28 protein-coding genes are annotated in these 13,764 nt (G+C 54.8%); all 28 read right to left on the bottom strand.

The genetic code is table 11. The features are described from left to right. Positions 1-399 (bottom strand): 50S ribosomal protein L17, encoded by a 399-nt coding sequence (rplQ, locus tag KXD86_RS17575; RefSeq protein ID WP_091992202.1) that lies wholly within the window; start codon positions 397-399, stop codon positions 1-3. Between the two features lie 33 nt (positions 400-432). After that, entirely contained in the window at positions 433-1,437 is a 1,005-nt protein-coding gene (locus KXD86_RS17570) for a DNA-directed RNA polymerase subunit alpha (RefSeq protein ID WP_218637441.1), read from the bottom strand. Between the two features lie 35 nt (positions 1,438-1,472). Continuing rightward, complete coding sequence (gene rpsD / locus KXD86_RS17565) at positions 1,473-2,093, bottom strand: 30S ribosomal protein S4 (protein WP_070970489.1); 621 nt, start codon at positions 2,091-2,093, stop codon at positions 1,473-1,475. Positions 2,094-2,111: 18 nt separating this feature from the next. Continuing rightward, a complete protein-coding gene (rpsK, locus tag KXD86_RS17560) occupies positions 2,112-2,501 on the bottom strand; it encodes a 30S ribosomal protein S11 (RefSeq protein ID WP_007153992.1) in 390 nt (129 codons plus the stop codon). A gap of 13 nt (positions 2,502-2,514) precedes the next feature. After that, positions 2,515-2,871, bottom strand: a complete 357-nt coding sequence (rpsM, locus tag KXD86_RS17555) for a 30S ribosomal protein S13 (protein WP_012139789.1) — start codon at positions 2,869-2,871, stop codon at positions 2,515-2,517. A gap of 141 nt (positions 2,872-3,012) precedes the next feature. Beyond that, entirely contained in the window at positions 3,013-3,126 is a 114-nt protein-coding gene (rpmJ, locus tag KXD86_RS17550; RefSeq protein WP_008174902.1) for a 50S ribosomal protein L36, read from the bottom strand. A gap of 29 nt (positions 3,127-3,155) precedes the next feature. Then, complete coding sequence (secY, locus tag KXD86_RS17545; RefSeq protein ID WP_041341470.1) at positions 3,156-4,478, bottom strand: preprotein translocase subunit SecY; 1,323 nt, start codon at positions 4,476-4,478, stop codon at positions 3,156-3,158. 17 nt (positions 4,479-4,495) lie between these two features. Further along, a complete protein-coding gene (gene rplO / locus KXD86_RS17540; protein WP_218637440.1) occupies positions 4,496-4,930 on the bottom strand; it encodes a 50S ribosomal protein L15 in 435 nt (144 codons plus the stop codon). Between the two features lies 1 nt (position 4,931). Beyond that, positions 4,932-5,120, bottom strand: a complete 189-nt coding sequence (rpmD, locus tag KXD86_RS17535; RefSeq protein ID WP_012139786.1) for a 50S ribosomal protein L30 — start codon at positions 5,118-5,120, stop codon at positions 4,932-4,934. Positions 5,121-5,124: 4 nt separating this feature from the next. Further along, the gene (rpsE, locus tag KXD86_RS17530) at positions 5,125-5,625 is read right to left on the bottom strand and encodes a 30S ribosomal protein S5 (protein WP_048497752.1); all 501 of its coding nucleotides are present in this window, start codon (positions 5,623-5,625) and stop codon (positions 5,125-5,127) included. A 12-nt stretch (positions 5,626-5,637) separates the two neighbouring features. Next, complete coding sequence (gene rplR / locus KXD86_RS17525) at positions 5,638-5,985, bottom strand: 50S ribosomal protein L18 (RefSeq protein ID WP_218637439.1); 348 nt, start codon at positions 5,983-5,985, stop codon at positions 5,638-5,640. 9 nt (positions 5,986-5,994) lie between these two features. Continuing rightward, complete coding sequence (rplF, locus tag KXD86_RS17520; RefSeq protein WP_218637438.1) at positions 5,995-6,528, bottom strand: 50S ribosomal protein L6; 534 nt, start codon at positions 6,526-6,528, stop codon at positions 5,995-5,997. Between the two features lie 9 nt (positions 6,529-6,537). After that, on the bottom strand, positions 6,538-6,930 hold the full coding sequence (gene rpsH / locus KXD86_RS17515) for a 30S ribosomal protein S8 (RefSeq protein ID WP_218637437.1): 393 nt from the start codon (positions 6,928-6,930) through the stop codon (positions 6,538-6,540). Between the two features lie 88 nt (positions 6,931-7,018). After that, positions 7,019-7,324, bottom strand: coding sequence for a 30S ribosomal protein S14 (gene rpsN, locus KXD86_RS17510; protein WP_008174884.1), 306 nt, complete (start codon positions 7,322-7,324; stop codon positions 7,019-7,021). 13 nt (positions 7,325-7,337) lie between these two features. Continuing rightward, positions 7,338-7,877 (bottom strand): 50S ribosomal protein L5, encoded by a 540-nt coding sequence (gene rplE / locus KXD86_RS17505; RefSeq protein ID WP_218637436.1) that lies wholly within the window; start codon positions 7,875-7,877, stop codon positions 7,338-7,340. A 15-nt stretch (positions 7,878-7,892) separates the two neighbouring features. Then, positions 7,893-8,213, bottom strand: coding sequence for a 50S ribosomal protein L24 (gene rplX / locus KXD86_RS17500; RefSeq protein WP_091992192.1), 321 nt, complete (start codon positions 8,211-8,213; stop codon positions 7,893-7,895). A 17-nt stretch (positions 8,214-8,230) separates the two neighbouring features. After that, entirely contained in the window at positions 8,231-8,599 is a 369-nt protein-coding gene (rplN, locus tag KXD86_RS17495) for a 50S ribosomal protein L14 (protein ID WP_007154005.1), read from the bottom strand. Between the two features lie 18 nt (positions 8,600-8,617). Continuing rightward, entirely contained in the window at positions 8,618-8,884 is a 267-nt protein-coding gene (gene rpsQ / locus KXD86_RS17490; protein WP_012139774.1) for a 30S ribosomal protein S17, read from the bottom strand. Position 8,885: 1 nt separating this feature from the next. Then, positions 8,886-9,077: a 50S ribosomal protein L29 gene (gene rpmC / locus KXD86_RS17485; RefSeq protein WP_183705397.1), complete on the bottom strand. Its 192-nt coding sequence runs from the start codon at positions 9,075-9,077 to the stop codon at positions 8,886-8,888. Continuing rightward, positions 9,077-9,490 carry a 50S ribosomal protein L16 gene (rplP, locus tag KXD86_RS17480; protein ID WP_218637435.1) on the bottom strand — a complete coding sequence of 138 codons (414 nt, stop codon included), beginning with the start codon at positions 9,488-9,490 and terminating at the stop codon, positions 9,077-9,079. Before rplP ends, rpmC begins: the two co-directional genes overlap by 1 nt. Positions 9,491-9,502: 12 nt before the next feature. Beyond that, entirely contained in the window at positions 9,503-10,186 is a 684-nt protein-coding gene (rpsC, locus tag KXD86_RS17475) for a 30S ribosomal protein S3 (protein ID WP_041341433.1), read from the bottom strand. A gap of 11 nt (positions 10,187-10,197) precedes the next feature. Beyond that, complete coding sequence (rplV, locus tag KXD86_RS17470) at positions 10,198-10,530, bottom strand: 50S ribosomal protein L22 (RefSeq protein WP_041341430.1); 333 nt, start codon at positions 10,528-10,530, stop codon at positions 10,198-10,200. A gap of 16 nt (positions 10,531-10,546) precedes the next feature. Then, positions 10,547-10,822 (bottom strand): 30S ribosomal protein S19, encoded by a 276-nt coding sequence (gene rpsS / locus KXD86_RS17465; protein ID WP_218637434.1) that lies wholly within the window; start codon positions 10,820-10,822, stop codon positions 10,547-10,549. Between the two features lie 23 nt (positions 10,823-10,845). Beyond that, positions 10,846-11,673, bottom strand: coding sequence for a 50S ribosomal protein L2 (rplB, locus tag KXD86_RS17460; RefSeq protein ID WP_218637433.1), 828 nt, complete (start codon positions 11,671-11,673; stop codon positions 10,846-10,848). A 17-nt stretch (positions 11,674-11,690) separates the two neighbouring features. After that, positions 11,691-11,984, bottom strand: a complete 294-nt coding sequence (gene rplW / locus KXD86_RS17455) for a 50S ribosomal protein L23 (RefSeq protein WP_041341428.1) — start codon at positions 11,982-11,984, stop codon at positions 11,691-11,693. Continuing rightward, complete coding sequence (gene rplD / locus KXD86_RS17450; RefSeq protein ID WP_218637432.1) at positions 11,981-12,586, bottom strand: 50S ribosomal protein L4; 606 nt, start codon at positions 12,584-12,586, stop codon at positions 11,981-11,983. Before rplD ends, rplW begins: the two co-directional genes overlap by 4 nt. Positions 12,587-12,597: 11 nt before the next feature. Further along, positions 12,598-13,236: a 50S ribosomal protein L3 gene (gene rplC / locus KXD86_RS17445; RefSeq protein WP_218637431.1), complete on the bottom strand. Its 639-nt coding sequence runs from the start codon at positions 13,234-13,236 to the stop codon at positions 12,598-12,600. A 76-nt stretch (positions 13,237-13,312) separates the two neighbouring features. After that, complete coding sequence (gene rpsJ / locus KXD86_RS17440) at positions 13,313-13,624, bottom strand: 30S ribosomal protein S10 (RefSeq protein ID WP_077529290.1); 312 nt, start codon at positions 13,622-13,624, stop codon at positions 13,313-13,315. Positions 13,625-13,764 lie beyond the last annotated feature (140 nt).

The following is a 13,764-nucleotide window of genomic DNA, read 5'->3' as shown; positions in this document are numbered from 1 at the left end:
TTACTCTTCGTCTTCGTCCACCTCTTCCGCTTCGATATCCAGCGGGCGACCGACCAGCTCGACAAATGCCATGGGGGCATTGTCACCGGCACGGAAACCGCACTTCAGGATACGAAGGTAACCACCCGGACGCTCGCTGTAGCGGGGACCAAGCTCATCAAACAGCTTGGCAACCGCGGCATCGTCACGCAGGCGTGAAAACGCCAGACGACGATTCGCGACCGAATCATTCTTGGAGAGCGTGATCAAAGGCTCGGCTACCCGACGAAGCTCTTTGGCTTTCGGCAGCGTTGTTTTGATCAGCTCGTGTTCAACCAGTGACGCAGTCATGTTACGGAACATGGCCTTGCGATGCGCACTGGTCCTGCTGAACTTACGACCACTCTTACGATGACGCATTGCTCTGATTCCTTACCTTAAACTAATCGGCGATTAACCGCCCAAAACCCGGTCATCGCCACGAAGGCTAGCCGGCGGCCAGTTATCAAGACGCATGCCCAGTGACAGACCACGGGACGCAAGCACGTCTTTGATCTCGGTCAGCGACTTTTTACCAAGGTTAGGCGTCTTCAGCAGCTCAACTTCTGTGCGCTGGATCAGATCGCCGATGTAGTAAATGTTTTCAGCCTTCAAGCAGTTAGCTGAACGCACTGTCAATTCCAGATCATCAACCGGACGCAGCAGAATCGGATCAATTTCTTCCTCTTCCTCTACGCGCTCAGGCTCTTTCTCGTGATCGAAATCAACAAATACCGCCAGTTGCTGCTGGAGAATGGTGGCCGCCCGGCGAATTGCTTCTTCCGGATCGATGGTGCCATTCGTTTCCAGGTCAATAACCAGCTTGTCCAGATCGGTCCGCTGCTCAACCCGTGCACTTTCCACGGCGTAAGCCACGCGACGAACCGGGCTGAAAGTTGCATCCAGCTGCAGGCGTCCGATGGCGCGAGTTTCGTCCTCGTCGAGACCTCGCTGATCGGCCGGCTCATAGCCGCGACCGCGATTAACACGGAGACGCATGTTCACTTCACCATTTTCGCTCAGGTGACAGATCACGTGCTCCGGGTTGGCAATCTCAACATCATGGTCGAGCTTGATATCACCGGCTGTGACAACGCCCGGGCCTTTCTTGCTGAGCGTGAGCTCGGCATCGTCCCGACCGTTCATTTTCACGGCGACGCCCTTGAGATTCAGGAGAATCTCAATAACGTCTTCCTGGACACCCTCGATGGCGCTGTACTCGTGCAAGACGCCGTCGATCTGCGCTTCAGTCACAGCGCAGCCCGGCATCGAAGACAAAAGAATACGGCGCAGTGCACTGCCGAGTGTATGCCCGAAGCCTCTTTCCAGAGGTTCAAGTGTTACCTTGGCACGCGTGGCGCTCGATTCCTTCACGTCAATGGTACGAGGTGTCAATAACTCATGTACTGAACGCTGCATAGACGCCCCTATCTGCTATCGTTGCTAACTGGGCTTTACTTGGAGTAAAGCTCGACGATGAGGTTCTCGTTGATGTCGGCCGGCAGTTCAGTACGCTCAGGCACTGACTTGTAAACGCCGGACATCTTGTTGGCGTCGACCTCTACCCAGCTCACCGGTGCACGGCTTGCAGACAGATCCAGCGCGCCTTTAACACGGAGCTGGTTCTTGGCCTTCTCGCGCACGCTCACAACATCACCGGGCTTGACCTGGTAGGACGCAATGTTCACTACCTTGTCATTCACCAGGATCGCCTTGTGAGAAACGAGCTGACGGGATTCTGCACGGGTGGAACCGAAGCCCATGCGGTATACAACGTTATCAAGACGGCCTTCCAGAAGCTGCAGCAGGTTTTCACCCGTTGCGCCTTTGATTCGGGCAGCCTCTTTGTAGTAATTACGGAATTGCTTCTCCAGCACGCCGTAGATACGACGAACTTTCTGTTTTTCACGAAGCTGTACGCCGTACTCGGACAGACGACCGCGACGCGCGCCGTGCATACCCGGCGGAGTCTCGATGTTGCACTTGGAATCGAGCGCGCGAACACCGCTCTTCAGAAAAAGATCTGTCCCTTCACGACGAGACAGCTTGCACTTCGGGCCTATATAACGAGCCATAATTCACTGTCTCCTGTGTTAGACGCGGCGCTTTTTGGGCGGACGACAGCCGTTATGGGGAATCGGCGTCACATCTGTGATGTTGGTGATCTTGTAGCCGCACGCATTCAGCGCACGAACTGCAGATTCACGTCCGGGCCCAGGACCCTTAACCTCTACGTCCAGGTTTTTAAGGCCGTATTCAGCAGCCGCGTTACCGGCTCTTTCAGCTGCTACCTGCGCAGCAAAAGGTGTACTCTTGCGTGACCCACGAAAACCGGAACCACCAGAGGTAGCCCAGGACAGGACGTTGCCCTGACGGTCAGAAATGGTCACGATAGTGTTGTTGAAGGACGCGTGAATGTGCGCGACGCCATCAACAACCGTCTTTTTCACCTTTTTACGGGTACGTGTACCTGGCTTTGCCATGTTTGCCTACCTGTTACTTACGAATAGGTTTGCGAGGACCTTTACGGGTGCGGGCGTTGGTCTTGGTGCGCTGGCCACGGACCGGAAGGCCATGACGATGACGCAGACCACGGTGACATCCGAGATCCTTCAAACGCTTGATGTTCATCTGTACTTCACGACGCAGATCGCCTTCGACAGACACCTTGCCCACTTCGGTACGAAGTGACTCAAGCTGCTCGTCGCTCAGGTCTTTGACCTTGACGTCCGGCTTAACGCCGGTTGCATCGCAAAGCTTCTGGGCTGTTGTCTTGCCAACACCAAAGATGTAGGTCAGCGAGATAACAGCATGTTTGTTATCGGGTATATTGACACCGGCTATACGTGCCATCCAAATTACTCCGCGTTCAAAGCTTTGCTGTGTGAATTTTCCGCCACAAAAAGGGCGCGAAATAATAGCGCCTGACTCCTACCAGAGTCAAGCGCCATCATTCCGAACCCCTTTTACGCAATCAGAACTGGTCCCGAAGGATTAGCCCTGGCGCTGCTTGTGGCGAGGCTCCGAGCAAATGACTCGTACTGAGCCATTGCGACGAATTACTTTGCAGTTACGGCAAATTTTCTTTACCGAAGCGCGTACTTTCATTGTCGACTCCAGTTTTCAAGGGGAACGGCTTAACCGTTCCGACCATAGCCCTTGAGATTGGACTTCTTCATCAGCGATTCATACTGATGGGACATCAGGTGCGACTGTACCTGCGCCATGAAATCCATCACCACGACTACCACAATCAGCAGTGAGGTGCCGCCCAGATAGAACGGAACATTCCCGGCCACCATCAGAAACTGAGGGAACAGGGACACTGCTGCAATGTACATTGCACCGAACAGCGTCAGACGAGTCAGAACGCCGTCGATGTACTTGGCCGTCTGATCGCCCGGACGGATGCCCGGAATAAACGCTCCAGAGCGCTTGAGGTTATCCGCAACTTCCTTCGGGTTGTACATCAGCGCTGTGTAGAAGAAGCAGAAAAACACAACTGCTGCTGCAAACAGGATAATGTACAGAGGCTGACTGGGCGCCAATGCCTGGGACACGTCGCTGAGCCATTCCATCCCCTCACCCTGACCAAACCACTGCCCGATCGACGCCGGGAACAACAGAATGGATGAGGCAAAAATCGGCGGAATAACCCCGGCCATGTTGACCTTCAGAGGCAGATGACTGGACTGCTGTGCGAACACACGGCGGCCCTGCTGGCGCTTGGCGTAATTGATGGTCAGACGACGCTGACCCCGCTCCATGAAGACCACGAAGCCAATTACTGCAACCGCCAACACACCAATACCCAGCACAACCAGAAGGCTCATTTCACCGTTTCTGGCCTGCTCAAGGGTTTGCCCGATCGCGCCCGGCAAGCCGGCTACGATACCTGCGAAAATCAGCAGAGAGATACCGTTTCCAACGCCACGCTCGGTGATCTGCTCACCCAGCCACATCATAAAGACGGCACCACTAACGAACGAAACAACTGCCACGAAGTGGAAGCTGAAGCTGTCGTTGAAGGTAACGCCCTGCGATGCCAAACCGACGGAAATACCAGCGCCCTGAACCAGGGCGAGGATAACCGTACCATACCGCGTATACTGGCTAATCTTTCGACGACCAGCCTCGCCTTCTTTCTTCAGCTGCTCAAGCTGCGGACTGACCGCAGTCATGAGCTGCATGATAATCGAAGCCGAGATGTACGGCATGATACCGAGAGCGAAGATGCTCATGCGCTCAAGCGCACCACCGGAAAACATGTTGAACATGCTCAGGATCGTGCCCTGATTCTGCTCAAACAGTGCCGCCAGACGGTCGGGGTTAATCCCCGGCACCGGAATATGGGCACCAATGCGGTACACCAACAATGCCAGGAAGACAAACCAGAGCCGCGATCGCAGCTCTGCCAGTCCTTTACCCGCGCCCGCAGGCAATGATGCTGTCTTGGCCATTTAGTCCTCGACTCGCCTTAGTCTTCGACTTTACCACCCGCGGCGGCAATTGCCTCGCGTGCGCCTTTGGTTACCCGAAGGCCCTTGACGGTTACCGCACGGCTCAGTTCGCCGGACAGGATAACCTTGGCTTCGCGAATTTCTTCGCGAACAATGTCAGCCTTTTTCAGAGCTTCGAGATCAACCACATCGCCTTCAACCTTCGCCAGTTCGTTCAGGCGAATTTCAGCAACGTAACGCTGCTGGCGAGAGGTGAAACCAAACTTCGGCAGACGACGAGCCAGAGGCTGCTGACCACCCTCGAAACCGGGAGCAACACTGCCGCCAGAGCGAGCTTTCAGACCCTTGTGACCGCGACCGCCGGTTTTGCCGAGACCGCTACCGATACCACGACCAACCCGCTTCGGAGCTTGGCGTGAACCGGGTTCCGGACTAAGTTCGTTCAGACGCATCTTAGTTCTCCTCAACCCGAACCAGGTAATCCACCCGGTTGATCATGCCGCGAATGGAGGGAGTGTCCTCCACTTCCACGGTATGACCGATTTTACGAAGACCCAGGCCCTTGACGCACAACTTGTGCTTGGGCTGACAGCCGATGGGGCTGCGGGTCAGAGTTACTTTGATCGTTTTTGCGTTCGCCATGACTTCAACCCAGAATCTCTTCCACGGTCTTACCGCGCTTGGCTGCAATATCTTCAGGCGCTTGTGTTGCCTGGAGACCCTTGATGGTGGAACGTACCACGTTCACCGGGTTGGTAGACCCGTAACACTTGGACAGTACGTTCTGAACACCTGCCACCTCCAGGACGGCGCGCATCGCGCCACCGGCGATGATGCCCGTACCTTCGGAAGCCGGCTGCATGTAGACCTTGGAGCCGCCATGCTGAGCCTTCACCGGATACTGAAGCGTGGTGCCGTCCAGCGGTACGTCGACCATGTTCTTGCGCGCAGCTTCCATAGCCTTCTGAATGGCGACCGGCACTTCACGCGCCTTACCACGGCCAAAACCAACGCGACCTTTACCATCACCCACCACGGTCAGTGCGGTGAAGGCGAAAATACGGCCACCTTTTACAACCTTGGCGACACGATTGACCTGAACCAGCTTCTCCTGGAGCTCAGGCGCCTTCTGTTCGTTAACGCTCATCTTCTCCACCTCTTAGAATTGCAAGCCAGCTTCACGGGCTGCGTCGGCCAGAGCCTGAATGCGCCCGTGATAACGGTAACCGGAGCGGTCAAAAGCAACCTGCTCAACTCCTGCCGCCTTGGCGCGCTCAGCAATCAGCTGACCGACCTTCTTGGCAGCGTCCACGTTACCGGTTGCACCCTGGCGCAGTTCCTTATCCAACGTGGAGGCAGTGGCAATAACCTTGCTGCCATCTGCAGTCGTGACCTGGGCGTACATATGACGCGGTGTGCGATGAACACACAGACGATTGGTACCCAGTTCACGGATCTTCATGCGCACTTTGCGTGCGCGACGCAATCTTTCGTTATTCGCGCTCATAGTCCCGCCTTATTTCTTCTTGGCTTCTTTGCGTCTGACCTGCTCATCCGCATAACGAACACCCTTGCCCTTGTAAGGCTCGGGCGGACGGAACGCGCGGACATCAGCAGCGACCTGGCCAACCTGTTGCTTGTCGATACCGCGAATCACAACTTCCGTATTGGACGGAGTTTCTGCGGTAATCCCCTCGGGCAGCTCATATTCAACCGGGTGAGAGAACCCCAGTGTCAGATTGAGCTTCTTACCTTGCGCCTGGGCACGATAACCTACGCCCGTCAGCTGGAGCTTACGCTCAAAGCCTGTGGATACACCGGTCACCATATTGTTGACCAATGCACGAGTAGTACCAGCAAGAGCGCGGGACTTTGTAGCACCATCGCGAGCCACGAAGCGCAGAACGTTTTCTTCCTGCTTTACTTCGACCGCCTGGTGAATGGTGAATTGAAGCGCTCCCTTGGAACCCTTCACACTAATTTCCTGTCCGTTCAGCTTAACCTCAACACCGGAAGGCAGCACGACAGGATTATTGGCAACCCTGGACATGTGTATCTCCTAGAATACGGTGCAGATGACTTCGCCACCCACGCCAGCAGCTCGTGCGGCGCGGTCTGTCATAACGCCCTTGGACGTTGAGACAATCGCGACTCCCAGACCACCGGATACTTTCGGCAGTTCCCCAGCGCCTTTGTACTGGCGCAGACTCGGACGGCTGACCCGCTTGATCTCTTCAATAACCGGCTTGCCACCGAAATACTTCAGAGTAATCGTCAGCTCGGGCTTCGCGTCGGCTGAAACGGAAAATTCCTCTACGTAACCTTCGTCCTTGAGGACCTGGGCCACGGAGATCTTCATTTTTGAAGACGGCATCGTAACATCTGTCTTAGACGCCATCTGTGCATTACGGATACGGGTAAACATATCCGCAAGCGTGTCTTGCATACTCATTGGTATGAGGCTCCTGATCTTTTTAGTTGTGCAGCGGCTTGCCGCACCGCTTACCAACAGGCACCCGACCGAAGTCAGGGTGCCTATCTTACCAGCTTGCCTTGGTCAGGCCCGGGACATCGCCGCGCATGCCGTATTCACGGAGTTTGATCCGTGAAAGCTCGAACTTGCGCAGTACGCCGTGGGGACGACCAGTCACCTGGCAACGATTACGAAGACGCGACGGGCTTGCATCACGAGGAAGCTGCTGAAGCTTCATCTGAGCATCCCAACGGTCATCATCGCTGGTATTAGGGTTCTTGATAATCGCCTTGAGCTCTGCACGCTTCGCTGCAAACTTCGCAACGGTCTTTTCGCGCTTGAGCTCGCGGTTCTTCATGGAAACCTTAGCCATTACACTCGTTCCTTTATCGCTTGAACGGAAAGCCGAACGCTTTCAGCAGTTCACGGCCTTCATCGTCGGTACCGGCAGTGGTGGTAATGGTGATGTCCAGACCACGGATCTTGTCGACTTTGTCGTACTCGATCTCAGGGAAAATGATCTGCTCACGCACGCCCATGCTGTAGTTACCGCGTCCGTCGAAGGACTTGGGATTCAGACCGCGGAAGTCACGAATGCGGGGAACCGCAATGTGAACCAGGCGATCAAAGAAGTCCCACATGCGCTCACCGCGCAGGGTAACTTTGCAGCCGATCGGCCAACCTTCACGGATTTTGAAACCCGCAACGGATTTACGTGCCTTGGTGACAACCACTTTTTGACCTGCCAGGCGCTCGAGATCCGCCACGGCATTCTCAATCAGCTTCTTGTCACCAACCGCTTCGCCGACACCCATGTTAAGGGTGATCTTTTCGATACGCGGCACCTGCATAACGTTCTTGTAGCCGAACTCTTTCTGCAGGGCGGGTACCACTTCCTTACTGTACTGCTCTTTCATGTTAAGCATCGTAACCACCACCGCTTACTGGTTATCGACAGCTTCGTTCGTGGACTTGAAGATCCGCACTTTCGCGCCGTCTTCCTTGATCTGGAAGCCAACACGATCGGCTTTGCCGGTCTGCGGATTAAAAATAGCCACGTTGGAAGCCTGGATAGGTGCTTCTTTTTCGACGATGCCACCTGGGGTGCCCAGCATCGGGTTCGGCTTGGTGTGCTTCTTGATCATGTTGATCCCAGAAACAACCACACGGCCATCGTCCTGAACCTTCAGGACTTTACCACGTTTGCCTTTATCTTTCCCCGTGGTGACGATTACTTCGTCATCTCGTTTGATCTTTTTCATAACCGGCCTCTGGTCCTTTAAAGTACTTCGGGTGCCAGTGAGATAATTTTCATGAACTTCTCATTACGCAGTTCACGGGTAACCGGTCCGAAGATACGGGTACCAATAGGAGCGTCCTGATTGTTCAGAAGTACTGCCGCATTTCCGTCGAAACGGATCAGCGAACCGTCGGGACGGCGAACACCCTTGCGGGTGCGTACCACGACAGCTTTCAGGACCTGGCCTTTCTTCACTTTACCGCGGGGGATGGCTTCCTTGACGGTCACCTTGATGATATCCCCTACGCTGGCATAACGCCGATGTGAACCGCCCAGGACCTTGATGCACATCACCTGACGCGCACCGCTGTTATCCGCGACTTCAAGCATTGTTTGAGTCTGAATCATGGTTGTTCTCCGGGCGAATTACACCTTGGATGCACGTTCGGTCACTTCCACCAGGGCCCAGCTCTTGGTCTTTGAGACCGGACGGGTTTCCTGGATGGTCACAGTGTCACCGACGTTGCACTGATTGCTCTCATCGTGAGCATGGATCTTGGTAGAGCGCTTCATGTACTTACCGTACAGAGGATGCTTCACCTGACGCTCGACCAGAACGACGATGGATTTCTCCATCTTGTTGCTCACGACCTTGCCGCTCAGAGTTCTGGCAGTTTGGGTAGCTTCGGTCATGTCACTGTCCTGCCTTTTCGTTCAATACTGTTTTCACGCGAGCGATGTCGCGCTTCACCTTGCCGAGAAGGTGAGACTGATTCAGCTGACCTGTCGCCTTACGCATGCGCAGGTTGAACTGCTCCTTCAGGAGGTCGATCAGCTCTTTGTTCAGCTCCTCGACTGACTTATCACGCAGCTCTGTTGCTTTCATCACATCACCGTCCTCGTTACAAAGGTGGTCTGTACCGGCAGTTTGGCCGCGGCGAGCGTGAAGGCATCACGAGCGATATCCTCGGAAACACCTTCCATCTCATAGAGCATGCGGCCTGGCTGAATCTCAGCCACCCAATACTCGACAGAACCTTTACCTTTACCCATTCGTACTTCAAGCGGCTTACCAGTGATCGGCTTGTCCGGGAACACCCGAATCCAGATCTTTCCGCCCCGCTTGATGCGGCGAGTCATGGTACGACGCGCTGCCTCAATCTGGCGCGCAGTTATACGCCCACGGCTGGTCGCCTTCAATCCGTATTCACCGAAGCTCACCTTGTTGGCGCGGTGAGCAAGACCGGTGTTACGGCCTTTCATTACCTTGCGGAATTTGGTGCGTTTTGGTTGCAGCATAAGAGTGCCCCTTTACTTAGAACCTTTCTTCCCAGAGGCTTTCTTGTCAGCACGGACCTGCTCCATACCACCAAGAATCTCACCTTTGAAGATCCATACCTTGACGCCGATTACGCCGTAAGTGGTATGCGCTTCGTAGGTTGCGTAATCAATATCTGCACGCAGCGTGTGCAGAGGTACACGACCTTCGCGATACCACTCGGAACGCGCAATTTCAGCACCCCCGAGACGACCGCCTACCTGGATCTTGATACCCTTGGCGCCTTGACGCATGGCGTTCTGAACCGCGCGCTTCATGGCACGACGGAACATCACACGACGCTCCAGCTGTCCGGCAACGTTCTGCGCTACCAGGCGGGCATCCAGGTCCGGCTTGCGGACTTCTTCGATGTTGATGTGCACAGGCACACCCATCATGTCGCTGACTTCGCGACGCAGACGATCAACATCTTCACCCTTCTTACCGATAACAATACCGGGACGGGCAGTATGGATCGTGATACGGGCGTTCTGAGCAGGGCGCTCGATCACAATCTTGCTGACAGACGCCTTCACCAGACGCTTGTCAAGAAACTCACGAACCTGAATGTCGTTCAACAGGTTTTGTGAGTACTCTTTCTTGTCGGCATACCAGACTGAGTTGTGCTCTTTGATCACACCCAGGCGAATGCCGGTTGGATTTACTTTATGACCCATCTGAGCATCTCCTACTTGTCGGCGACCTTGACGGTGATATGGCAGGTGCGCTTGAAAATCCGGTCAGCGCGCCCCTTGGCTCGAGCTTTGATTCGCTTGAGCGTCGGACCCTCATCCACCATCACGGTGGAAACCCGCAGTTCGTCAACGTCCAGACCTTCGTTGTGCTCAGCGTTGGCGATGGCAGATTCAAGAGCTTTCTTGAGTACTACCGCCGCCTTTTTTGGGCTAAAAGTCAGAATGTTCAGGGCATCCTCAACAGCCTTGCCGCGTACTTGGTCAGCGACAAGACGTGCTTTCTGAGCTGAGAGGTTAGCGCCCTTGTACTTGGCTGCTACTTCCATTTCTATTACCTCACAATCAGCGTTTAGCTTTCTTGTCGGCCGCATGACCACGATAAGTACGCGTTGCCGCGAACTCACCCAGCTTATGTCCAACCATATCTTCGGTGACATAAACCGGCACGTGCTGCTTGCCGTTGTGGACTGCAATGGTCAGGCCTACCATCTCTGGGAAAACTGTTGACCGGCGGGACCAGGTTTTGATCGGTCGCTTGTCGTTAGTTTCCAGAGCTGCCTCGACCTTCTTCAACAGATGCAGGTCTATAAAAGGACCTTTCTTCAAAGAACGTGGCACAGCAATTACCTCTATGTAGTCGTTTACTTGGCCGAACGACGACGTACTATCATTCTGTCAGTACGCTTGTTCTTACGAGTCTTATGCCCTTTGGTCGGAACACCCCACGGAGTAACCGGGTGACGTCCGCCAGAGGTACGCCCTTCACCACCACCATGCGGGTGGTCAACTGGGTTCATAGCAACACCACGTACTGTTGGCCGTTTGCCGCGCCAACGTGATGCACCCGCTTTACCAAGCTGCTTGAGGCTGTGCTCGCTGTTGGATACTTCACCCAGCGTTGCACGGCAATCTACAAGCACCTTACGCATTTCACCTGAGCGCAGGCGGATGGTGGCATATGCACCTTCACGCGCTACCAGCTGTACGGATGCGCCCGCGGAGCGAGCCAGCTGAGCACCTTTGCCAGGCTTGAGTTCGACGCAGTGGATCACGGAACCGACCGGAATATTCCGGAGCGGCAGCGTGCTGCCCACTTTAATCGGCGCGTCGATACCGGAGCGCACAGGATCGCCGATCTGCATACCTTTGGGAGCGATAATGTAACGACGCTCACCATCGGCATACTTCACCAGCGCAATGTGCGCAGAGCGGTTAGGATCGTATTCCAGGCGCTCAATGACCGCCGGGATACCATCTTTGGTCCGCTTGAAATCAATGACGCGGTAGTGCTTCTTATGACCACCACCAGTGTGACGAGTAGTAATGCGGCCTGCATTATTACGACCACCCGTCTTGTTCTTTCTTTCTACCAACGGCTCGTAGGGGCGCCCAGTGTGCAGATCCGGGTTGTAAAGCTTTACAACGTGACGGCGTCCGGCAGATGTTGGTTTGGTTTTGACGATCGGCATATTACGACCCCTTTACCTTATTCCACATCCAGAAAATCGATGTCCTGACCTTCTGCCAGCTTTACGTAAGCCTTACGAATGTCATTACGCTTGCCGAACCCGCGGATAGTGCGCTTGAGCTTACCCTTACGGTTCAGAACCTGAACACCTTCTACGGTGACGTTGAACAGTTGCTCAACGGCTTTCTTGATCTCCGGCTTGGTGGCATCCGGGGCAACCCGGAAAACAACCTGGCCATGCTCGGCCACCAGAGATGCTTTTTCAGATACGTGCGGCCCAAGCAGGACCTTGTAAATGCGTTCCTGATTCATCCCAGCATCTCCTCGATCTTCTTCAGAGCGGGCACAGTCACCACAACCTTCTCGTAGGCAACCAGGCTAACCGGGTCCAGGCCAGCAATATCGCGCACATCAACGTGCGGAATGTTGCGGGACGCCAGATGCAGGTTCTGCTCAACGCTGTCTGACAGAATCAGTGCGTTGCTCACACCGATATCCTTAAGCTTCGCGTTGAACGCCTTGGTCTTCGGGCTATCGACATTCATGTCATCGACAACCACGAGACGCTCTTGGCGAACCAGCTCGGAAAAAATGGAGCGCATCGCTGCGCGGTACATTTTGCGGTTTACCTTTTGCTCAAACCCGCGAGGCTTGGCTGCAAAGGTAACGCCACCAGAACGCCAGATCGGGCTACGAATGGTACCCGCACGGGCACGACCGGTACCCTTCTGACGCCAGGGCTTCTTACCGCCACCGCTGACTTCGGAACGCGTCTTCTGAGCCTTGGTACCCTGACGACCGGCTGCCATATAAGCAGTGACCACCTGGTGAACCAGCGACTCGTTAAAATCTTTGGCGAATGCGGCGTCGGAAACAGAGATTCCTTTGCCGCTACCTGTAATAGTCAATTCCATCGCACCGCTCCTCAGGCTTTAACTGCAGGCTTGATGACAACATCGCCGCCAGTTGCGCCAGGTACGGCACCACTCACCAGCAGCAGGTTGCGCTCGGCGTCGACACGGACGATTTTCAGGTTCTGCACGGTGACCCGCGCGTTACCCATCTGGCCCGCCATCTTCTTGCCCTTGAATACCTTACCCGGAGTCTGGTTCTGACCAATGGAGCCCGGAGCACGGTGAGAGAGGGAGTTACCGTGGGTAGCGTCCTGCATGGAGAAGTTCCAACGCTTCACGCCGCCCTGAAAACCCTTACCTTTGGACTGACCAACGGCGTCAACGACCTGGCCATCTTCAAAGATGGAAGCAGTAATCTCGCCGCCAGCTGCAAGCTCTTCACCTTCGCCGTCAGCCAGACGGAATTCCCACATGCCACGACCGGCTTCAACGCCCGCCTTGGCAAAGTGACCTGCTTCACTCTTGGTTACACGGGAGGAACGACGAGTACCTACAGTCACCTGAACGGCACGGTAGCCATCGCTTTCAAGAGTCTTAAGCTGGGTAATCCGGTTGGGCTCAACCTCGATTACCGTTACGGGCAGCGCCTGCCCATCTTCCGTAAAAATACGGGTCATTCCGGCCTTACGACCGACAACACCAATTGCCATGTTTCACCTCTTAAGTGTACGGGGCTCTCACCCTCTATGGCCTTATGACAGTTACACAGACTAATACCGGGCGGTATTAGCCGAGGCTGATCTGAACGTCCACACCTGCAGCCAGGTCCAACTTCATCAGAGCATCTACTGTCTTTTCCGTCGGCTCAACGATGTCGAGCAAACGCTTATGCGTACGAATTTCATACTGATCGCGCGCGTCTTTGTTGACGTGCGGAGAAATCAGAATGGTGTACTTTTCCTTCCGCGTCGGCAGAGGGATAGGCCCACGCACCTGAGCGCCGGTCCGCTTCGCGGTATCGACGATCTCCTGCGTGGACTGGTCGATCAGGCGATAATCAAACGCCTTCAACCGGATTCGAATTTTTTGGCTTTGCATGATGCACCAAACTCCACTCGTAGCAGCTACTAGTTAGCCGACCTTCAAAAAAAGGAGCCGCATTGTATGCATAATACCCAACCCTGTCAACAGTCATCCTGTTAGACCGGGTCGGGCACAAGCTTTGCGACTGAAACAGA

Source organism: Marinobacter arenosus, from assembly GCF_019264345.1.
Taxonomy (GTDB): domain Bacteria; phylum Pseudomonadota; class Gammaproteobacteria; order Pseudomonadales; family Oleiphilaceae; genus Marinobacter; species Marinobacter arenosus.
The sequence above is the reverse complement of the archived record's forward strand: the minus strand, read 5'-3'. Positions and strand labels throughout refer to the sequence as shown.